Source organism: Cupriavidus sp. GA3-3, assembly GCF_000389805.1.
In the GTDB taxonomy this organism is placed as follows: domain Bacteria; phylum Pseudomonadota; class Gammaproteobacteria; order Burkholderiales; family Burkholderiaceae; genus Cupriavidus; species Cupriavidus necator_D.
The window spans coordinates 209,854-229,761 of sequence record NZ_KB944504.1 but is presented as its reverse complement, the minus strand read 5'-3'; the positions used below and the strand labels follow the sequence as shown (position 1 = coordinate 229,761).

Genomic DNA, 19,908 nt, shown 5'->3' with positions numbered 1-19,908 from the left:
GATTATGGGAGGCCAGGTCGCACCGGATCCCCACCCGAACGATCAACCATCGCTACCGAAGCAATCACGACCAGCGACCATGAATGCCCACATACCGGGGAATCCCGTACCTGTTCCGCACGGCATGGTGCAGCGCCTGCTGGACGAACTGAAGCGGCAGGGCGTCGAGGTTCCACCTGCCGCCGGCGCATCCGGGCATGCGCCGCCCGCCAGGTTCACCGCGCTCTATCGCGCCGCGATCGAGCGGCTGGAAGCCCTGGTCGCCAAAGGCAACGGCCATCCCCCCATGCGCAAGCAGGAAGTGGACTTGCTGTGCCGTTGCGTCTTGAGCAGCCAGACGCTGAGGGAGGCGATCCGCTGCGCTGCCGACTTCTGCGCGATGCTGTATCCGCGAGCCGGTGCGCTCAGCCTCGGGCAAAGCGCAGGGCAGGCGGTGTTCCGCATGGATTCGCTGCGGCGTGCGAACTCCTCCGCGGCTTGCCTGGTGGACCTGACCGGGCTCTTCTTCTATATGCTGCTGTTCGGCTGGCTGGTCGGCCAGCCGCTGCGCCCGACCCACGTCTACCTGGCGCATCCCCGGCGCGAGGACGCCATGCCTTTCCTGGGCTTGTTCCATGCCGCGGTCACGTCCGGGGCCCAGACCTACGGATTCGAATTCGATGAGGCCCTGCTCGACCGGCCGGTCGTGCGCCAGGCCGCGGAGCTCGATGCGTTCCTGGAAGACTTTCCTTACCGGCTGATCGGTGCGCCGGTCGAGGTCGTATCACTGAGCCAGCAGGTGCATGGCATCCTGCATGCAGCGCTGGTGCATGGCGCGCGGCTGCCGACGCTGGCTGAACTGGCCATGCGCTTTGACGTGAGCGAGCCGACCCTGCGCCGCCGTCTCGCTGCCGACGGCAGCAGCTACCGGGTACTGCGCGAACACAGCCTGCAGGAATACGCGGAACAATGCCTGTGCACGACCAACTGGCCGGTAGGAAGAATCGCGGAGCAGCTTGGCTTTGCCAGCGAGGAAGCGTTTCGCCGGGCGTTCCAGCGCTGGACCGGGCATGCGCCGACGCGCTTCAGGCGGGAAAGCAGGGGTGAGGTGGTGAACGGGAGTTCGTGAAGCGGTAATTCCAGCTGTCGGCGACAGAGAACAGGCTGCGCGCGCCCGTTACCTGCGACGCGGCAGACGCACGTCAAACGCGGTCCCTGTCTGGTCGGAGCGCGCCTCGATCGATCCCTGATGGGCCTTGGTAATCTCGCTCACTATATACAGCCCGAGTCCGAGGCCGTCCGCGTTTTTGTGCTCCTGATCCGGGCCTCTCCTTAGCGGGTCAAAAAGGCGCTGCAGCGACAGCGGGTCAATGGCGGGACCACTGTTCCTGACCTCGAGACGGACTTCCGCGTCATGGCCGGTGACTACAACGCGGACCGGCTCGTCCGGCGCGCCGTACCTTATCGCATTGAGCACCAGATTAGAAAGCAGTTGCTGCAGGCGCGGACCGTCCCAAATACCCTGCACGTTGCCCTTCACCTCAAGATCGATGCGGCGGGCCGGATACGCCGCACGCAACTGGTCCACGGTATCGGCAACCAAGTCAGCCAGATCGACGTCTTCAGGCGTGATGTTGATACCCAAGCCGAGTTTCGTTCGGTTGAAATCGCACAGATCATTCAGAAGAGAATTCATGCGGGAACCACTTCGAATCAGCCGGGCTGCAGCTTCCGATACCTTCTCCCCAGCGTTCAGCGCCGCCAGATATGTGGCGGTCGTCTGGATGGTCTGCAGTGGGCTGCGCATATCGTGCCCAACCATGCCGAGCAACAGGTCGCGAGCCTGCTCTACCTCCGAATGGAAAAAATCCACGGATTCCGCGACTGCCTGATCGATAGCCTCGTTGAACCGCATTACTTCGTCCAGATCCGGGGCGGCCGGCTGACATTCGTCAATCCACAAACGCAGCACGCTGGCGCGCAGCGCCCGGTATTCAGCGACCAGTTGATTGATGTTGAAGCCACCGCGCGCGCGCATGAGGGCGTGTGATTGTGCGGCGGTCTCCGGCGCACCGAGTAGCCTGGGGGCCTGCCCCATTGATTTTTTGCGTTGAGCTTCCCTCGTTTGCGGGGTCAACAAATCCTTCGCCACGGCTTGCAGGATCTGCGGTGCGTGGTCACGCAGCGCGAGGGAGTCCATGCTTCTTGCGGCAGGCAGCAGGGTGGTCGCAAACTCCTCCCATACCGCCACAATGCGCCCTGTATTCCGCAAGATGAAGTCAGCTAGTCGCATGTCTCCCCCTGAAGCAACTGAGCAAGCCCCGGAAATGCACTCTTGAGAATTTATCTTAGGCTAGTTGTCAGCGGTTCCAAGTAGCGTCGGAAACGGCCTGGAATGACCGATTCGGCACAAACGTCGGTTGAGCCGTGGGGGCGAAATTCGTCTCCCGCAGATCCCTGGCGGCCCCGTTCAGCGCCGTTGCAGGCCGCCAGACCTGTGCTTCCTGACCGCACGCAGCACCAGGCCCGCCAGCACCGCGACAACCGCCAGGATGCCGATGGCGACAAAGAAAGGTAAGGGCCGGTCGATTGCCAGGCTTTCCCCGGCGACGACGATACCCAACGCATAGCCCGCTTCGGCGATGGCCATCGCGGCCAGGAATTTCCGGAAGGGGTAATGCATGGAGCCGAACAGATAACCGGGAATTTCCGACGGAACCGCGATACAGAACAGCAGCACCGCCCAGAATTTCATGCGCTGCGACACGTAGTCCTGGTACTTCGCGAGCTTGTCCTCGTAACCGCTACGGGCGAGCAATGGATAAGCCAGGCGGCCGATGCCGAAGGCGGCCACAGCGCCCAGCAGCCAGCCGCCCCAGAGCAGAACAATGGTGAGCGGCTTGCCCCACACCTCGGTGGCCGGCGGCACCAGGACCACGCTCGAGGCGAAGGCGAGCATGGCAGACACGGCCGAGAACAGGAAGAAGACCAGCGCGCCTGCCGCGGGGTGCTGTTCCATCGTCGCCCGCGCCCAATCGATGGCCTGGTCGACGAAGGCCTTGAACGGAGGCGACAGGACGACCAGGCCAATCAGCACCGTCGCGGCGCCGACTGCAAGCCAGAACCAGACGGGGCGCCGATTGGCAGACAATTTGCTCACCATACAAAATTAGAACCGCAGGCCGGGCCAAAGTTTCGAGGTGATTCCCCGAGGCCCGGTCCGCGACACCTCCGAATACGATGCGTTCGGCCCCGCCTCAGTCTTCCAGCTTCAGCCCGGTCTTCTTGACGAAGCTGTGCCAGCGCTCGTATTGCTCGCGCGCATAGCGGTCTACGGTGGGACCATCGGTGGCCATGACCTCGAAGCCGGCCGCGGTCAGCTTTCGTTTGGTTTCCGGGTCCGACAATGCGGTCTGGAAATCTTCCGTCAGTTTCCTGACGACCGCAGGTGGGGTGGCTGCCGGTGCGAAGATGCCGATCCACGAGTAGGCCTCGAAGTCCGGGAACCCGGACTCGATGACGGTTGGAACATCGGGCAGGTCGGGCAGGCGGCGCGCGCCCGTCACGGCCAGCGGCTTGATCTTGTTGGCAGAGATCTGGCCCTTCAGGGCCGCATAGCTCAGCAGCGTGATGCTGGACACATTGCCCAGCACTGCCTGGACCGCGGGACCCCCGCCGGCGTACGGCACGTGCATCAACTCGACCCGAGCCTGCCGCTTCAGGTCCTCGGCCACAAGATGGTTCATCGAGCCAAGCCCGGTGGAGGCGTAGCTGTATTTGGACGGCTCACGCCGCGCAGCGTCGAGGAAGCTGCGCAGGTCCTTGCCAGGAACGGTGGGCGATGCGCCGATCACGAGCGGGAAGCGCACGGCAAACGTGACGCCAGTGAAGTCCTTGAACGTGTCATAGGGGAGCCTGGACTTCGCCACGGGGTTGATCGCATGCGTATCGAAGGCGACCAGCAGGGTATTGCCGTCCGGCGCGGATCGAGCCACGTACTGGGTAGCGACCTGGCTGGCTGCGCCGGGCCGGTTTTCGATGACCACGGGCCGCCCGGCCGCCTCCGCCAGTTTCGGCTGGATGATGCGTGCGGCAATGTCGGTGCTGCCGCCGGGCGGGAAGGTGACCACCAGCTTCAGTGGCGTGGCATTGTCAGGCCCTGCTGCTGCCGTTGTCAGCGGCAGCAGCAGGCAGGCAAGGGCCACCACGCCGGCACCAAGCGCTTTCTGGCGGCCTGGTGCCGCAAGTCGGCTAGACATAGATACCTCTCCCATCGTTGAGCTTTGGTTCGGATCAGATAAGCGTTCTGGACATGGCCTGGATGTCAGCCCATCCACTGGCTCACGGGTGCGGCGGTGTCCTGCAGTTCTTGTGAAATCACGTCGACCAGCGCCGGACCATCATGCTCCAGCGCCGCGCGAATCGCGGCATCGAGCTGTCCCGGGTCTTCCACGCGCCAGGCCTTGATGCCGAACGCCTCGGCAACGCGCGCGTGGTCCGTGCGGCTGAAATCGACCGAGAAGTAGCGTTGTTCGTAGCCGGCCTTCTGGCTTGCCTTGATCCAGCCATAGACGGCATTCGAGAACACGATCATCTTCAGCGGAATCTTGCGTCGCGTCAGCGTTTCCATCTCGCCGCAGGTAAAGCCGAAGCTGCCGTCGCCCATGACCGATACCACGGTCGCACGCGGGCGCCCAACGGCCGCGCCGATCCCGGCCGACATCGAGAAGCCAAGGGCGCCGTGGGCCCGGTTGGTGATGAAATGGCGCCCAGGCTTGCTGGCGTTGTAATACGCGGAGAAATACGGGCAGGGCGTGCCGGGGTCGGCCACCACGATGGCGTCATCCGGCAGCAGCCGGTTGAGCGCATCCACCACGCGTTCCGGCTTGATCGGCACATCGAGCGAGGCTGCCAGCGGTGCGAAGGCGGCGAGCTTGGCGGCACGCGCGGCACCGGCCAGCGCGGCGCCGTCGGCGGCGTCGGACGGGCGGTGGGGCAGGCGGTCGCTCACGGCGGCGTTGAGCGCCTTCAGGGCGAGCAGGGCATCGCCAACCATGGCGACGTCAGTGCGGTAGTTCGCGGCAATCACCATCGGATCCGCATCGAGATGCAGGATTGCGATGTCCCGCGACGGGAAGCGCCAATGCTCGGTGGTGGTCGAGCCGGCGCGGCAACCGATGAACAGCACGGCATCGGCCTTGGCGACGATCTCGCGCGTGGCCATGATGCCGCCATTGGCACCGACCACGCCGGTATTCAGCGGATGGGTGTCGGCCAGGCTGCCTTGCCCGCTGACGGTAGTGCAGACCGGGGCATTCAGCATGCCGGCCAGCGCTTCCAGTTCTGCGCAGGCGCCAGAGATGACCACGCCACCGCCGCAGATGATGACCGGCAGGCGCGCTGCGACCAGCCGCTGCGCTGCCCGTTCGATCTCGGCCGGGTCCGGCGCATAGCGCATGGCAGGGAAGCGGTCGTGGCCAGGCTGCGCCCATACCTCGGCAGCATCCACCTCATGCTTCTGCACGTCGTATGGCAAACACAGGTGCGCGGATCCGGGCTTGCCGGTGGTCATGGCGCGGAAGGCGCCGCGCACCGCGCCCGGGATCTGGTCGGCGCGGTCGATTGTGGTATTCCACTTGGTGAGGGGGCGGTACAGCGCTTCCTGGTCGAGTTCGGTCAGGGGGTACTTGCCGCGCGAGCCGACCGATACGTCCGAGGTAATCCCAAGCACAGCCACTGAAGACTCATTGGCCTCGACCAGACCCGGCAGCAAGTAGGTGGCTCCGCCCCCACTGGGCCCCTCGCATACGCCAACCTTGCCGGTTACGCGGGCATAGGCGTCAGCCATGTAGCCGGCGCTGCGCTCATCGCGCGTCAGGATGTGGTCAATCCCATGGTCGAGCCGGGCCATGGCGTCATAGAAGGGCAGGCTGGTATCGCCGCACAGCCCGAAGACGTGCTTTACACCATTCAGTTGAAGCATTCGGACCATGGCTTCAGCGCCGTTCATCTTCGTCATTCCAGGAGTCTCCAAGTCAGTGTCGAGCAGGCGATATAAGAATACACTGCAGGATACAATTAAGTATACTTAAACCTGAAGGGATGGATGCGTCACCTGAAGGCTCGGCAGCGTCGGGTATGATCGCGGCCAACGAGGAATATCTATGCAAGCAACCAACGGCATGAAGCCGCTGATCTCCGCTGTCAGGCGCAAACGGGGATCCGATGTCATCAGTCGATTGCGCGAGATGGCGATTTCCTACGAGCTCAAGCCGGGCGAACGACTCAATGAGATCGAACTGGCGGAACGCCTCGGCGTGAGCAGGACGCCAGTGCGCGAAGCGCTGACCCGCCTTGCCACCGAGGGCTTCCTGGTGGAGTCCAGCCGCGGCTATGTGCGCCGGCCGCTCGATATCCAGGAAATGCTGGACCTATACGAAGCACGCGTAACGATCGAGCGCGATTGCCTGCGCCTGGCGTTCGAGCGGGCCTCGGCCGAGAGCATCGAGGAGCTTGCGCGATACCTCGAGCACAGCAAGTCGGTGCCCGCAAATACCCCGATCCCGCAACTGGTGGAACTGGACGAAGGTTTTCACCTGCGCATCGCCGCCATGGCGGGCAACGCCGAACTCAAGCGGATGCTGGTCAGCCTGAACGAACGCATCCGGTTTATCCGCTGGATCGACATGGAGAATATCGGGCGCGATTCCACCCAGAGCGAACACGCTGAAATCGTTCACGCCTTGCAGGCCCACGACTGGGAGAAGGGGGAAAAATGCCTGACTTCGCATATTGCCTTGCGGCGCGAGCAGATCGTCGAGGCCATTGCGAAAGGCCTCACCAGGATCTACCTGGCCGAACAGCGCTAGCGGCCAGCCAATGCCGCCCCATCGGGCAGCCTAAGCTGTCTGGGCCGGTGCGGTCAGGCTCCCGCCATCGTTTCCGCACTGACTTCCCATCCTGCGTCAATGCCACCGGGCAGCATCTGGCCACGGTCCTCGCCAACCTCGGCATCAATCAGCTGATTCAGCTTTTCGTTCATGGCGACTAGTAGTTCCCGTTGCTTTTCGCCTGCCGCCAGGTTGTTCATCTCGAATGGATCGGTCTGCAGATCGTACAACTCAACGTCGTTGAACCGGTAGAGCTCCTCCAGGGTCGTCGGCTTGTTATGCTGCCTGGGGGAAAAATACCGTGCAAAGCTGTAGCGTCCATCGTAGATCGAACGCACTGCGCCGCGCTTCATCAGGTCCGGGCGGATACCGGCCTGCTTGAGCTGGTCGGGCTTGCCACCGCCCTGCAGATGGGCAACAGCCTTGAAAAGAAAATCGCCATCCAGGTAGGCCAGCATGTTGTAGCAAAACAGCGCGCCATCGCGAATGGCGTTTGCTTCGGCTGCCCCAGGCTTTGCGAGCAAGCGGGAAAAATCCTTTCCCGGTAATCCCTTGACGATGGCTGCGCGCTTGTCAGTCGCGACGCCAGTCAATGCAACCAGGGTGGGCGCGATGTCCAGATGCGAGGTGACGGCGCGACACTGCTTGCCACCGTGATAGGCGGGATGGGCAATGACCAATGGCACGTTGTTCTGCTCCCGATAGGAGACAGCGCCTTTTGCATGGAGCTGGTGGGCACCGTCCATGTCACCGTGATCCGATGTCAGGACTACGATGGTCTTGTCGGAAAGTCCTGCAGCATCGAGCGCGGCCAATACGGCAGCGATATTCCGGTCGACATCGCGCATGCAGTTCAGGTAATAGTTGTGCCGCCGGTGCCAGCGCGCGTCTTCATTTGGAATGGCTCCGACCAGGGCGTCGTGCGAGCGCAGGAAATCGCGGTGTGCCGCAGGGCGCCCCGGCGCGTCAAGCGCCTGTTTCCGGCTTGCCGGCAGCATGAATTGCCACTGCTTGCCGTATAGCGGGTCGGCCGGGTCGCGCGCGACATGTGCGAGGCCGCGCCTTGCCTGAACCTCGGTGCCGGGCGCGTCGGTGTCGTAGAACATCACGTCGTGCGGGTTGACGAGGTTGACGGCCAGGAACCATGGCTTTCCCTGTGCCGCGAGCTCGCTCCCTTTCCCGCGCAGCCAGCTCACACCCATTGCTGCAATCACCCCGTCGTGCAGGTACCCACCGCTGGTGTGGGCAATAATGTCGCCGATTCCGATGTAGTCGGAAAAGCCATAGGCTTCCATTTCCTGAGTGAAGATCTTGGTTGGCGTGCCAAGCTTGTTGACGGTTTCGAATTCCTTGGTGAGGTGCCACTTGCCCTTGTAGGCGGTGTAATAGCCGGCGTCACGCAGCATGTCACCGAGCGTCCGTATTTCTGTTGACATGCTGCTAATCCACGGGAAGTTCGTGTTGTCGAACATCCGGGTGTGCTGGATGTGCTGGCCCGTGTACAGAACTGAGCGGGACGGGGTGCAAACACATGAATTTATGCGGTGATTGACAAAGGTCGTACCGCGCTTCATCAAGCGTTCATGTGCAGGCAGGCCATAGCCCCTGGGCAACTCGCCAGGTCGGAAGTAGCGCTCCTGGTCAACAAGGATGAACAGGATGTTGTACGGTCCCGAAGGCAGGCTCCCAGCGGCCTGGGCCGCGTCGCTTGCCCCGGCTGGCGCATCCTTGGCATCCGCGCCTGCGCCAAGACCCAGGGCCATGGCCCCAATCCCGGTAGTCAGGAGGAAATCGCGCCGCGTCAATGTGCCGCCAGGCTTGTCGTCGTTGCTCATTGGCTTCTCCCTGCCTGATTGCGCGGCCCATGGCGGGTGGACGCTGTGCTGCCGCAGGCCCGCCCAGGCATGCGTAAGACAGTCTAGCAAGCGCACTTTTTGCCGCCAAGGCAGCGTGCGGCGCCGGCAGGAGGCGATGGTTGGCAACCACACACATTCGCGGCTCAGGCAGTCGAACTACGTTCCGCAGATGATCGGAGTGCGGACAAAATTCCCGACACCCTGGGACTGCGCTTTCCGGTTCACGACATATCCTCGATGGGATCTCGTTGCGAGCGAATCTCCTCAGGACTGAGGACGATATAGCCCAGCGACTTCAGCAACTGCACCGCCTCCAGTTCTGCGTCCAGGTACACCGGCCGTTCCGGGCGGCGCGGGCGCGGCGCGGGGGGCAGCCACGCGGCGCTGGCTTGCACGGCGGGCGCTGCCTGGCCGTCAGACCATCGCGCGGTCAGGATGCGGCAATGCTCCAGGTTGGGCTTCCAGGCAACGTCCACGGCGGCATTGAACCTGGCGGTGCAAAGCCGCAAGCGCTTCAGCGCCTTCAGCCAGTTGATGAAGGCATCACGCTCCGGTGGCTGGTAGCCCTTCAGCAAGGTAGCCAGGCTGTCCTGCGCAGTGGCGCTGTCGGCCGCCTGGTCGTCTTCGAGCAGGGCTAGCTCAAGTGCCACGTGCTGGCGGCCGTCGTGGTCATAGATTGCGCAGTCGGCGTCCAGCACGCCTTCGCGCAGCAGCTCGCACAGCAGTACCCAGGCCCTTGGATTCTTGTCGAACCGGCCTTCGAGGGTCGGGTCGATCTGGCTGAGGATCTCCGGGATCGGGCGCGCCTCGCCTGACTGGATGGCCAGGGCGAATGCCATCGCGTTGTCTGACGGCCTGGCACCGCTTGCCAGCATCTGCAATGACGTTTCCCAGAGTTCGCGGATTTCTGCCGCGGTATCCACGGCATGCATCCATGCATAGTCCTCCAGCGCCGCGCACAGCCTGCGCGCAGGCCTGGCCAGCTGGCCGGCCAGCGTCCTGATAAACCCCGTGCAATGCGCGCAGCGGCATTCCAGCCGGCCCGCATGCAGGAAACCGGCGTACAGCCGTTCCTGGTGTCCGCAGTGTGCGCATTCGAGTGAAAAACCGCCTTGCCGTGCCGGCCGCTGCGAGGCCAGCAGCCCGTCGACCTGATAGTGCGCCAGTCCGTCGCAGCACGGGCAGATCCATTGCAGCTTGTGCGCGCCGTCCCGAGGCCGCGCGGCCCGGTCGAACTGGCGCTCGATGGCGCTGCGCGGAATTCCCTGCGCGCGCCCGACCACGTCTGCGCTGTAGCGCCAATAGCAGTACGAGTGGGCGGCAGCGGCCACCTCCGGAGAGAGGCGCTGCAGATCCGGCAGCAGGCGGGAGCTGTGCCGGATCTCGTCGGCCATCGCATCGATCAGCGCTGGCCCGTCCGGCATCACCGCCTCAAGGGCGGCGCGGCTCTGTTCCAGGAAATCGGGCACGAAGACCCGGCGGATATAGTCCTCGTTCTCGAGCCAGAACAAGTGGCCGGGGAGGGCTTCCAGTACATCAACCCCTTCCCTGACTTCCGACATGCCGGCGCAGGCGAGAAACGTGAACGGCTTACTGAACAGGAAAGCGTCTGTCATGTTGTCGTCAACGGAGAATCCCGCCCACGAGCTGGCAATATGCCTCGTGTGCGATGGGTCACCACCCCGTGACTCGGCCAAGCAAGCGCACGGAAAGCGCAATCCGGATGGCGCTTTCCGTTCCGGGGACTTCCCCCTTCTTGTTTTCAGATCCGTCGGACCTGTGCGGATTTTGCATCTGCCGCATTGGACAGCATAGGCGAACCTGACGCCTCGTTACAGAGGAATTCCTTTTCTTGACGTCCTCGTCCTACGGCCAGGGAGACCAGCCCGGGCGCTGTTGTCATCCTGATTCAATCGCTTTAGGACCCGCCTGGCCTTGTCCTCGCAATCTTCACCTTGCCTGTTGCCGTTGATCTCGTCGATCAGTGCGCCCGCGCTGCGGTCGATCACCTGGAGGAACAAGATGCCGGGCTCCCTGGCCAATGGCCGTCGTCAAATTCCAGCTCAAACGGCTCAGCGAGGGGCGTGTCACGGATCCACGCATCTCGCCCCTCACGGCGCCAGTGTTGCAGCACCTCGTGCCAGACGCGGCGCTATTGCGGATAGACGACGCAGAGGGCCGGTGCTCGGCATGTCGCAGGACACAATGGAGTGACCTGCGGTGGGTGCCTTTTCTGAACCCGCTACCTGCCAGTATTCTGTCTCGATGTGATCCTTTCGATCAAATAAATGATTGAACTAGTCAAATTCAGTCAGCTGCACTACACTCTGATGACATTTGATCGATTCGATCAAATGTTTGCTCGAAACATACAAGGCCGCATCCTCAGCGGCAGGAGACAACCATGCAGATTTCTATCAAACGCGCCATCGAGCGCGTGCCCGGCGGCATGATGATCGTGCCGCTGCTGATCGGTTCGCTCGTTGCCACGTTCGCGCCGGATGGGCCGAAGTTTTTTGGATCGTTTACCGGCGCGCTTTTTACCGGTGCCCTGCCCATCCTCGCGGTGTTCTATGTCTGCATGGGGGCAAGCATCAACATCAAAGCCACGCCTTACATTCTCAAGAAGGGCGGCGTGTTGTTCGGCACCAAGGTCGGCACGGCAATGGTGTTGGGCGTGATCATGGGGCACTTCCTGGGCGAGGCGCCGATCAGTGCCGGGATGTTTGCCGGCTTGTCGACGCTTGCCGTGGTGGCCGCGATGAACGACACCAACGGCGGCCTGTACATGGCGCTGATGGGCCAGTACGGCAAGCCTGAAGACGTGGGCGCCTACAGCATCATGTCGCTCGAGTCCGGACCGTTCCTGACGATGGTGACGCTGGGCGTGGCGGGTTTGTCCGCGTTCCCATGGCCGACGATGGTCGGCAGCATCCTTCCGCTCATGCTCGGCATGTTGCTGGGCAACCTGGATCGGGAGATGCGCGATTTCCTGGGTAAGGCCGTGCCGGTCATGATTCCCTTTTTCGCACTGGCGCTGGGCGCAGGCCTGGACCTGCACAAGGTCTGGCAGGCGGGCATGCTGGGCCTCGGCCTTGGTGTTGCCGTGGTGGCCGTCACCGGCTGCGCGCTGTACTTCGCTGACCGCCTCACCGGCGGCACGGGTGTGGCAGGTGTCGCAGCCGCCAGCACCGCCGGCAATGCCGCCGCCGTGCCGACGCTGGTAGCGGCGGCTAATCCGGTCTACGCAGAATCGGCCAAGAGCGCCACGATCCTGGTGGCCGCCTGCGTGGTGGTCACCGCCGTACTGACGCCATTGGTGACCGCCTGGATTGCCCGCCGCGTGGCGGGCAAGGAGGCCGAGGCGTTGGTGAGGACCGCCGCATGAGCTGGCTTATCATCGCCGACGACCTGTCAGGCGCTGCAGACTGCGCGATCGGCTACGCCATGTCTGGCGCCCGGACCGTCGTAACGCTGGAGGCGGCGCCTGCGGGCGCGGACCTGTCGCAGGCCGACGTAGTGGCTTGCGACGTCGACAGCCGCCGCATGGCGCCCCAGGAGGCGGCGGCGCGCAATCTCGAAGCCTGGCATCGCGGCCAGGGCGCCAGCCGGCGGCTGTACAAGAAGATCGATTCCACGTTGCGAGGCAACTGGGCTGCCGAAACCGCGGCGCTGGCGCCGCTGGCCGGCCTTGCCATCGTCGCGCCGGCCTTTCCGGCCACTGGCCGCACCACGGCCGGCGGCTGCATGTTCGTGAACGGCCAGCCGCTGGAAGACTCCGACATCTGGCGCCTGGAAGCGCTTACCGGACGTGCCGACCTTGTCGCGCTGCTGGCCGCGCGGGGGCTGCGGGCGACCCTGTTGCCGCTGGACACGGTGCGTGCGGGTGACGCGACCCTGCGGCTAACCATCGCCGGACTGGCGCGCGAAGGTGTGCGGGCGGTAGTCTGCGATGCGCAGACGGAGCAAGACCTGGCGGCGCTCGCCGCGGCCACGGCGCAGCTCGACGTCCCCGCATTCTGGGTCGGCTCGGGCGGCCTGGCTCGTGCGCTGGCTGCACCATGCCTGTTCGAGGGCGGTGCGCCGCAGCCGCTGCCTGCCCCTGAGGGCGGCCCGGTCTTGACGCTGGTCGGCAGCCTCTCGGGCATCTCCGGGCGACAGGCCGCTTGCCTGCGCGAACGCACCGGGATGCAGTCGCTGGTGGTTCCGCCGCGGATCTTGCGTGAAGGCGCGGGCCACGCTGACTGGGACGCCGCGCAGCAATCGATCACCGGATGCCTGCGGGCTGGCCGCGACCTGCTGGTCAGCATTGGTCGCGACGACGCGTTCGACCCGGGCGAAGGGCCGCGCCTGAGCGCCGCGCTGGCGCAATTGTCCCTGCCCGGCTTCCAGCATACGCGCGGCCTGATCGCCACCGGCGGCGAGACGGCCCGGGCCATGCTCTCGGCGGCCGGCATCGGCGCCCTGATGCTGCGGCGCGAAGTCGAGCCCGGTGTGCCCTTGTCCGACACCCCTGCGCTGCCCGGCGTGCCCGCGCGCCGCGTTGCTACTAAGGCCGGCGCATTCGGCTCCGAGGCCGCCCTGTGGCATGCCTGGCAGGCTATGACTGAATCCCGCGCGCCGTCAGCCTGACGGCGCGCCGCGCCACACTCGACAAGAGACACATCAATGAGCGACTACCTCCCCGTCATCGGTATCACCATGGGCGATGCCACAGGCATCGGCCCCGAAGTCATCGTCAAGAGCCTCGCGCATGACAGCGTTCGTGCGCAATGCCGCCCGCTCGTCATCGGCGACGCGCGCCGGCTGGAAGTGGCCGGCCGGCTCGTCGGCTCCCCGCTCAAGCTGCGCGCCATCCAGGCCCCGGAGGAAGCGCGCTTCCAGTCCGGCACCATCGACTGCATCGACCTGGGCCTGATCCCGGAAGGCCTGCCCTTCGGCAAGCTGTCCGCCGTCGCCGGTGATGCCGCCTTCCGCTACATCGAGCGCGCGGTGGCGCTGACCCGCGACGAGAAGATCGATGCGATCTGCACAGCGCCGCTGAACAAGGAAGCCCTGCACGCGGGGGGTCACAAGTTTCCCGGCCACACGGAAATGCTGGCGTACCTGACCGGCACCCCGGAGGTGTCGATGATGCTGGTGGCGCCGAAGCTGCGCGTGATCCACGTCACCACGCACATCGGCCTGCTCGACGCCATCCGCAAGATCGAGCCGGGGCTGGTCCAGCGCACCATTGAGCGCGGCCATCAGACGCTGCAGCGCGCTGGCATTGCATCGCCGCGCATCGGCGTGTGCGGCATCAATCCGCACGCCGGCGAGAACGGCCTGTTCGGCCACGGCGAGGAGGCGGAAAAAATCATCCCGGCGGTCGAGGCCTTGCGCGCGCGCGGCCGGGACGTGGAAGGTCCGCTGCCCGCCGACACGCTGTTCTATCGCGCCGGCCGCGGGGACTTCGATCTGGTGGTGGCGATGTACCACGACCAGGGCCATGGGCCGGTCAAGGTGCTCGGCCTGGAGGCCGGCGTCAACATCACGGTGGGCCTGCCGGTCATCCGCACGTCGGTTGATCACGGCACCGCCTTCGACATCGCCGGCAAGGGGATCGCCGACGAACGCAGCCTGCTGGAGGCGCTGCGCCAGGGCGCTGAGCTGGCCACGCGCCGCGCCTGAGCCATCGGCGCACGCCGGGGCTGCCGGCTCCTGTAAGATCGGGGATCGTTGAGGATCCCCCATTTTCATTTCGCCTGCCATGAAAGCCGCCGACCGCCGCCGCGCCATTCTCGAACTCGTGCTCTCGGGCGAGGTCGCCAATGTCGAACAGTTGACCGGCAGCCTCGGGGTATCCGTGGCCACGGTGCGCCGCGATCTGACCGCGTTGGCTCGCGAGGGTCGCATTGTGCGGACCTATGGCGGCGCCGCCGCGCTGATGCAGGTGGGCGGCCACGAGCCCGAGGCTTCGCTTGAGGAGCGCAAGTCGCTGCAGCGTGAGCAGAAGGAAGCCATTGCCCGCCTGGCGGCGAGCTTCGTGCAGGACGGCGACGCCGTGCTGCTCGATAGCGGCACCACGGCCGCCGCGCTGGCTCGGCAGCTGGGGGCGCGCGAGGACCTCCATGTCTATACCACCAACCTGCTGGCCGTCACCGCGCTCACCGGCCTGCCCGGCATCCGCGTGACGCTGATCGGCGGCGACGTGCGCCCCTCCAGCATGGGCACCTTCGGTCCGCTGGCCCAGGTAACGCTGTCGCGCATCAGCGTCGACAAGGCGTTCCTTGGCGCGGACGGCGTGGTTGCAGGCGTGGGGCTGTGCGAAGCCAGCGCGGAGCAGGCCTACCTGAAGGAGTGCATCGTCCGCCAGGCGGCCGATATCTTTGTGCTGGCCGACGCTACCAAGCTGGGCCGGGCACAGCAGCAGCACTGGACGCCGCTCGACCGCGCATGGACGTTGATTACCGATGCGGCGGCCACGGCCGAGCAGTTGGAACCGTTCCAGGCATTGAAGCAGGTACGTGTGGCGGTCGCCCCCGACTGATTCCCCGCGCGCAGCTGCTGCTGAGAAGCGCTAATTCTGCGAGCGACGCCCCGTCAGGTGATCGCGCCAAGCTGCCAGGGAACGAACTCGTTCTGGCCGTAACCGTGCAGTTCGCTCTTTGACCGCTGTCCCGAAGCCGTCGCCAGCATCAGGCGGAAGATCTCTTCCCCAAGCTCGTCGATCGTCTGCGAGCCATCGATCACGGTGCCGCAGTTGATGTCGATATCCTCCTGCTGGCGCTGCCACAAGGCAGTATTGGTGCCGAGCTTCAGGGACGGGGACGGTGCACAGCCATAGGCGGAGCCGCGCCCGGTGGTAAAGCAGATCAGGTTGGCGCCGCCGGCCACCTGCCCGGTCGCCGAGACCGGATCGTAGCCAGGGGTGTCCATGAAGACCAGGCCAGCCGCCTCCACCGGCTCTGCGTAGCGGTATACGTCGACCAGGTTGGTGGTGCCGCCCTTTGCCACGGCACCGAGCGATTTCTCCAGGATGGTGGTGAGCCCGCCCGCCTTGTTGCCGGCGGACGGGTTGTTGTCCAGGCTGGCGTTCATGCGCGTGCAGTAGGCTTCCCACCAGCGGATCCGGTCGAGCAGCTTGTGCCCGACTTCCGGCGAGACGGCACGGCGCGTCAGCAAATGCTCGGCGCCATAGATCTCCGGCGTCTCCGACAGGATGGCGGTACCCCCGTGCGCCACCAGCCGGTCGACGGCTGCGCCAAGCGCGGGATTGGCGCTGATGCCGGAATAGCCGTCGGAGCCGCCGCATTGCAGTCCGACCACCAGGTGGCTGGCATCGACGGGCTCGCGTCGCACCCGGTTGGCGTCGGTCAGCATCGCCTTGATCTGCTCGATGCCTGCCGCCACCGTACGGGCCGTGCCGCCGGTGGCCTGGATGGTCATGGTTTTCAGCGCGGCGCCGCGCGCCAGTCCCTCGCTGTCGAGCAGGCCGTCGATCTGGTTGGTTTCGCAGCCCAGCCCGACGATCAGCACGGCTGCAAAGTTGGGGTGGCGCGCATAGCCCGACAACGTGAGCCGCAGCAGCGCCAGGCCTTCGCCTTCGCCATCCACCGCGCAGCCTTGCCCGTGCGTCAGGGCCACTACGCCATCCACGTTCGGGTAGTCTGCCAGCGCATGCGGATTGAGCTCGCGCCGGAAATGCTCGGCGATGGCGCGTGCCGCGGTGGCCGAGCAATTGACGGAGGTAAGGATGCCGATGTAGTTGCGCGAGCCGACCCGCCCATCGGCGCGAACGATGCCCATGAATTGCGCGCGCTGCGCCGCGACCGGGGCAGGGCGCTTACCGGTGCCAAACGCGTAGTCGCGCTCGAACTCGCCGATGGCCAGGTTGTGGGTGTGGACGTGCTCGCCAGGCGCGACGGGGCGAGTGGTGAAGCCGATGACCTGTCCGTAGCGGCGCACTGGCGCGCCAGCCTCGAGTGCGCGCACTGCCAGCTTGTGCCCTGCGGGCACCAGGCCGCGTACCACCAGGCCTGCGCCGAGGCGCGCGCCTGCCACCAGTTGCGCACGCGCGATGACGACGTCGTCATCCGGATGCAGCCGTATGACGGGTTCGGCGGCGGTTGCTGCTTCCTGTTCCAGGACGACGCTCATGCTGCGGCCTCCAGATCGTGCGCGCCTTGCAGCGCGGCGCGTGTCGGCACGCCGTCGACCAGGCGCGGCAGCTGCCACGGGTTACGGTCGCGCAAGGCCGGTGGGAGCACGGAATCGGGATAGTTCTGGTAGCACACCGGGCGCAGGAAGCGCTCGATGGCAGCGCTGCCGACGGAGGTGCCGCGCGCATCGGTGGTAGCCGGGTAGGGGCCACCGTGGACGATGGCGTCGCTGACCTCCACGCCGGTCGGATAACCGTTGAAGAGCAAACGGCCGACCTTGCTTTCCAATAGCTCGATCAGCGCGGCGTGGTGATGGAGGTCACCGTCGTCGGCCATCAGCGTGGCCGTAAGCTGGCCGCGCATCCGTTCGGCAAAGGCCAGGAAGTCATTTTCGGAATCCAGCGCGACGATCACCGTCGACGGGCCGAATACCTCCTCCTCCAGCGGACGATTTTCCGCAAACAGCACGCTGCGATCTGCCTTCAGCAGATGTCCGCCAATGCGGCCGTCAGCTTGCTTTGACACCAGGACTTCCACGCCGAGGACTTCGCGCAAGCCGGCCAGCCCGCGCTGGAAATTCTCCCGGATGTCGGCGCCCAGCATGGGCTGCGGTTCGGCCAGCGCCAGTGCCGTGCCAAGTTCGGCGACGAACGCATCGAATGCCGGTGAGCGGATGCCAAGCACCACCCCCGGGTTGGTGCAGAGCTGGCCGCAGCCGAAGGTGACCGAGGCCGCCAGTTCGCGCGCAATCTGCGCGCCGCGCGCGGACAGTGCCGAGGGCATCAGGATCACCGGGTTCACGCTCGACATCTCCGCAAACACCGGAATCGGATCCGGCCTCGAGTGCGCCAGATCGAACAAAGCCCGGCCCGCAGCCAGTGATCCGGTAAAGCCTACTGCCTTGATGTGCGGCGTCCGTACCAGTGCCGCCCCGGCGGCTGCGGTGCCGAACACCATGTTGAAGACGCCCGCCTGCGCACCGCAGCGCGCGATCGCGCGTTCGATCGCATTGGCAACGTATTCAGACGTGACCATGTGGCCCGGATGCGCCTTCACCACCACCGGGCAGCCTGCTGCCAGCGCCGAAGCCGTGTCGCCGCCGGCCACCGAGAATGCGAGCGGGAAATTGCCTGCGCCGAAGACCGCCACCGGACCCACGCCGACGCGGTACTGCCGCAGGTCGGGTCGCGGCAGCGGCTGGCGCGCAGGCTGCGCGCGGTCGATGCGGACATCGAGGAAGTCGCCGCGCCGTACCGTGGCCGCGAACATGCGCAGCTGATTGCTGGTGCGCTTGCGCTCGCCTTCCAGCCGCGCCGGCGGCAGGGCGGTCTCGCGGCTGGCCGCCGCGATGAACGCCTGGTCCAGCGCATCGATTTCATCGGCAATGGTCTCCAGCAGCGCGGCGCGTTCGGCCGGGCTGGTGGCGCGCAATGCGGGGAAGGCCTGGTGCGCGGCCAGCGCGGCTGCTGCAACGTCGGCTTCGGTGGCTTCCTGGAAGCTGACCGGGTGCCGCTCGCCGGTCACGGCGTCGATGCTGAACAGCGGGGTGCCGGCAGCACGGCGTTCGCCGCCGATGTAGTGAAGTCCGAGGATGGTCATGTCAGGGTGTTTTGGTGCAGGGAATACGGGACACAGTCAGGCCGCCTCGGAGGAGCCAAGCCGCAACGTCGCGGTGCGGCGGGCCCGTGCGCCGATGCTCATCAGCAGCAGCACACCGACCACGCCCGCGATGGCCAGGGCCAGCATGCCCGCTTGCTGGCTATGGAATGCGGATTCGACCGCGGTCTTCAGCGTCGGCGCGATAAAGCCACCGAGATTGCCCAGCGCACCGATCAGGGCGATGCCGCTGGCCGCGGCGGTGCCACTCAGGTATGCGGTGGGCAGCGTCCAGAACAGCGGCTGGACCACGACAAAGCCGACGGTAGCCAGGCAGAACGCCATCAGCACGGGCGCCAGTTCGTGCCCCAGCGTCGACAGTGCGATGCCGGTGGCCGCCATGGCGAGCATGGCCATGGCGAATTCCCGTTGCTTGCCCCTGGCATCCGCGATGCCGGTGATCAGGCGCAGGGAAACCAGCGCGCACAGCCACGGAATCGCGGTGAGCAGGCCGACCTTGGCACCGATCGCTGTGCCGGTTAGCTCGGAAATACGCGTCGGCAGGTAGAAGATGACGCCGTAGACGCTGACCTGGATGGCGAAGTAGATGGCGACGAAACGCAGCACTTGCCAGCTGCCCAGCGCGCTCAGTGCGGTTGCCGGGCCATGCGCGGTCTTCTGGTTGTCTTCCGCGGCGATAGCGGCTTCGAGCGCAGTCTTCTCGTCGGCGTTCAGCCACTTGGCATCGCGCGGCTTGCTGACCAGGTAGAAGAAGGCGATCACGCCCACCACGGACGCCGCCAGGCCTTCGATGATGAACATCCATTGCCAGTTGCGCAGGCCCAGCTGGCCACCCATCACATCGAGCAGCAGCCCCGAGACCGGCCCGCCCAGCACCAGTGCCACCGGCAAGCCGAAGTAGTAGACGCCGAGCGCCTTGCCGCGCTGGCTGGCAGGGAACCAGTAGGTCGAGTACAGGATCACGCCCGGCGAGAAGCCCGCCTCGGCGACGCCAAGGATAAAGCGCAGCACGTAGAACGAGGTCTCGTCATGCGCGAACATCATGGCGGCCGACGCCAGCCCCCAGGTGACCATGATGCGGCTGAGCCAGACCCTGGCGCCGACCCGGTGCAGGATCAGGTTGCTGGGGATTTCGAAGACGGCATAGCCGATGAAGAAGATGCCGGCGCCAAGCGCATAGGCCGCGTTGCCGATATTGGAATCGACCATCAGGGCTTGCTTGACGAAGCCGACGTTGGAGCGGTCGAGCATCGACAGCGCGAACATCAGTGCAAGGAAAGGAGCGAGGCGCAGGCGGGCCTTGCTTACCGCGCTTGCGAGCGGATCTCGGTTGGCAGCTTGAGTCTGCATGGGTTGTCTCCGGTACGAAGCCGCGTGGCGCGGCCTCATGTCATGGATTGCGGCATCCCCGTCTTTTGCTTGCGC

The 19,908-nt window shown here is 65.4% G+C and carries 15 protein-coding genes and 1 pseudogene; 7 read left to right on the top strand and 9 right to left on the bottom strand.

Going from position 1 to position 19,908, the window contains the following annotated elements; all coding sequences use genetic code 11:
• Nucleotides 1-79: 79 nt before the first annotated feature.
• Complete coding sequence (locus C265_RS29530; RefSeq protein WP_234788243.1) at nucleotides 80-1,108, top strand: AraC family transcriptional regulator; 1,029 nt, start codon at nucleotides 80-82, stop codon at nucleotides 1,106-1,108.
• 48 nt (nucleotides 1,109-1,156) lie between these two features.
• Here the strand turns inward: C265_RS29530 and C265_RS29525 are convergent, their stop codons facing one another.
• The 4 genes from C265_RS29525 to C265_RS29510 all read right to left on the bottom strand — a co-directional run bounded on the left by C265_RS29525 (nucleotide 1,157) and on the right by C265_RS29510 (nucleotide 5,998).
• Nucleotides 1,157-2,272, bottom strand: coding sequence for a sensor histidine kinase KdpD (locus C265_RS29525; RefSeq protein WP_010812621.1), 1,116 nt, complete (start codon nucleotides 2,270-2,272; stop codon nucleotides 1,157-1,159).
• 177 nt (nucleotides 2,273-2,449) lie between these two features.
• Complete coding sequence (locus C265_RS29520) at nucleotides 2,450-3,142, bottom strand: TVP38/TMEM64 family protein (RefSeq protein WP_011616484.1); 693 nt, start codon at nucleotides 3,140-3,142, stop codon at nucleotides 2,450-2,452.
• A gap of 94 nt (nucleotides 3,143-3,236) precedes the next feature.
• The gene (locus C265_RS29515; RefSeq protein WP_011616485.1) at nucleotides 3,237-4,238 is read right to left on the bottom strand and encodes a tripartite tricarboxylate transporter substrate binding protein; all 1,002 of its coding nucleotides are present in this window, start codon (nucleotides 4,236-4,238) and stop codon (nucleotides 3,237-3,239) included.
• 65 nt (nucleotides 4,239-4,303) lie between these two features.
• Nucleotides 4,304-5,998: a thiamine pyrophosphate-binding protein gene (locus C265_RS29510; RefSeq protein ID WP_010812618.1), complete on the bottom strand. Its 1,695-nt coding sequence runs from the start codon at nucleotides 5,996-5,998 to the stop codon at nucleotides 4,304-4,306.
• A gap of 145 nt (nucleotides 5,999-6,143) precedes the next feature.
• Between C265_RS29510 and C265_RS29505 the strand changes: the two genes are divergently transcribed.
• Nucleotides 6,144-6,848: a GntR family transcriptional regulator gene (locus C265_RS29505; protein ID WP_010812617.1), complete on the top strand. Its 705-nt coding sequence runs from the start codon at nucleotides 6,144-6,146 to the stop codon at nucleotides 6,846-6,848.
• Nucleotides 6,849-6,901: 53 nt separating this feature from the next.
• Here the strand turns inward: C265_RS29505 and C265_RS29500 are convergent, their stop codons facing one another.
• Entirely contained in the window at nucleotides 6,902-8,704 is a 1,803-nt protein-coding gene (locus C265_RS29500) for a sulfatase-like hydrolase/transferase (RefSeq protein ID WP_037025638.1), read from the bottom strand.
• A gap of 242 nt (nucleotides 8,705-8,946) precedes the next feature.
• Nucleotides 8,947-10,341, bottom strand: coding sequence for a hypothetical protein (locus C265_RS29495; RefSeq protein ID WP_037025637.1), 1,395 nt, complete (start codon nucleotides 10,339-10,341; stop codon nucleotides 8,947-8,949).
• 367 nt (nucleotides 10,342-10,708) lie between these two features.
• Between C265_RS29495 and C265_RS33055 the strand changes: the two are divergent.
• The 5 genes and pseudogenes from C265_RS33055 to C265_RS29470 all read left to right on the top strand — a co-directional run.
• Nucleotides 10,709-10,862 (top strand): annotated as a pseudogene (locus C265_RS33055) (2,4-dienoyl-CoA reductase); the annotation flags it as partial.
• Between the two features lie 267 nt (nucleotides 10,863-11,129).
• On the top strand, nucleotides 11,130-12,113 hold the full coding sequence (locus C265_RS29485; RefSeq protein ID WP_010812613.1) for a 2-keto-3-deoxygluconate permease: 984 nt from the start codon (nucleotides 11,130-11,132) through the stop codon (nucleotides 12,111-12,113).
• Entirely contained in the window at nucleotides 12,110-13,357 is a 1,248-nt protein-coding gene (dtnK, locus tag C265_RS29480) for a D-threonate kinase (protein WP_010812612.1), read from the top strand. The genes C265_RS29485 and dtnK overlap by 4 nt, the downstream gene beginning before the upstream one ends.
• A 36-nt stretch (nucleotides 13,358-13,393) precedes the next feature.
• Nucleotides 13,394-14,395 (top strand): 4-hydroxythreonine-4-phosphate dehydrogenase PdxA, encoded by a 1,002-nt coding sequence (gene pdxA, locus C265_RS29475; protein WP_010812611.1) that lies wholly within the window; start codon nucleotides 13,394-13,396, stop codon nucleotides 14,393-14,395.
• A gap of 79 nt (nucleotides 14,396-14,474) precedes the next feature.
• A complete protein-coding gene (locus C265_RS29470; protein ID WP_010812610.1) occupies nucleotides 14,475-15,254 on the top strand; it encodes a DeoR/GlpR family DNA-binding transcription regulator in 780 nt (259 codons plus the stop codon).
• A 53-nt stretch (nucleotides 15,255-15,307) separates the two neighbouring features.
• On the opposite strand, the gene C265_RS29465 is transcribed toward C265_RS29470, so the two are convergent.
• Genes C265_RS29465 through C265_RS29455 form a run of 3 tightly spaced genes read right to left on the bottom strand, consistent with a single transcriptional unit; the run spans nucleotide 15,308 to nucleotide 19,833 of the window.
• Nucleotides 15,308-16,864 (bottom strand): UxaA family hydrolase, encoded by a 1,557-nt coding sequence (locus C265_RS29465; protein ID WP_010812609.1) that lies wholly within the window; start codon nucleotides 16,862-16,864, stop codon nucleotides 15,308-15,310.
• Nucleotides 16,861-18,465 carry an aldehyde dehydrogenase (NADP(+)) gene (locus tag C265_RS29460; protein ID WP_010812608.1) on the bottom strand — a complete coding sequence of 535 codons (1,605 nt, stop codon included), beginning with the start codon at nucleotides 18,463-18,465 and terminating at the stop codon, nucleotides 16,861-16,863. Before C265_RS29460 ends, C265_RS29465 begins: the two co-directional genes overlap by 4 nt.
• A 36-nt stretch (nucleotides 18,466-18,501) precedes the next feature.
• The gene (locus C265_RS29455) at nucleotides 18,502-19,833 is read right to left on the bottom strand and encodes an MFS transporter (RefSeq protein ID WP_010812607.1); all 1,332 of its coding nucleotides are present in this window, start codon (nucleotides 19,831-19,833) and stop codon (nucleotides 18,502-18,504) included.
• Nucleotides 19,834-19,908 lie beyond the last annotated feature (75 nt).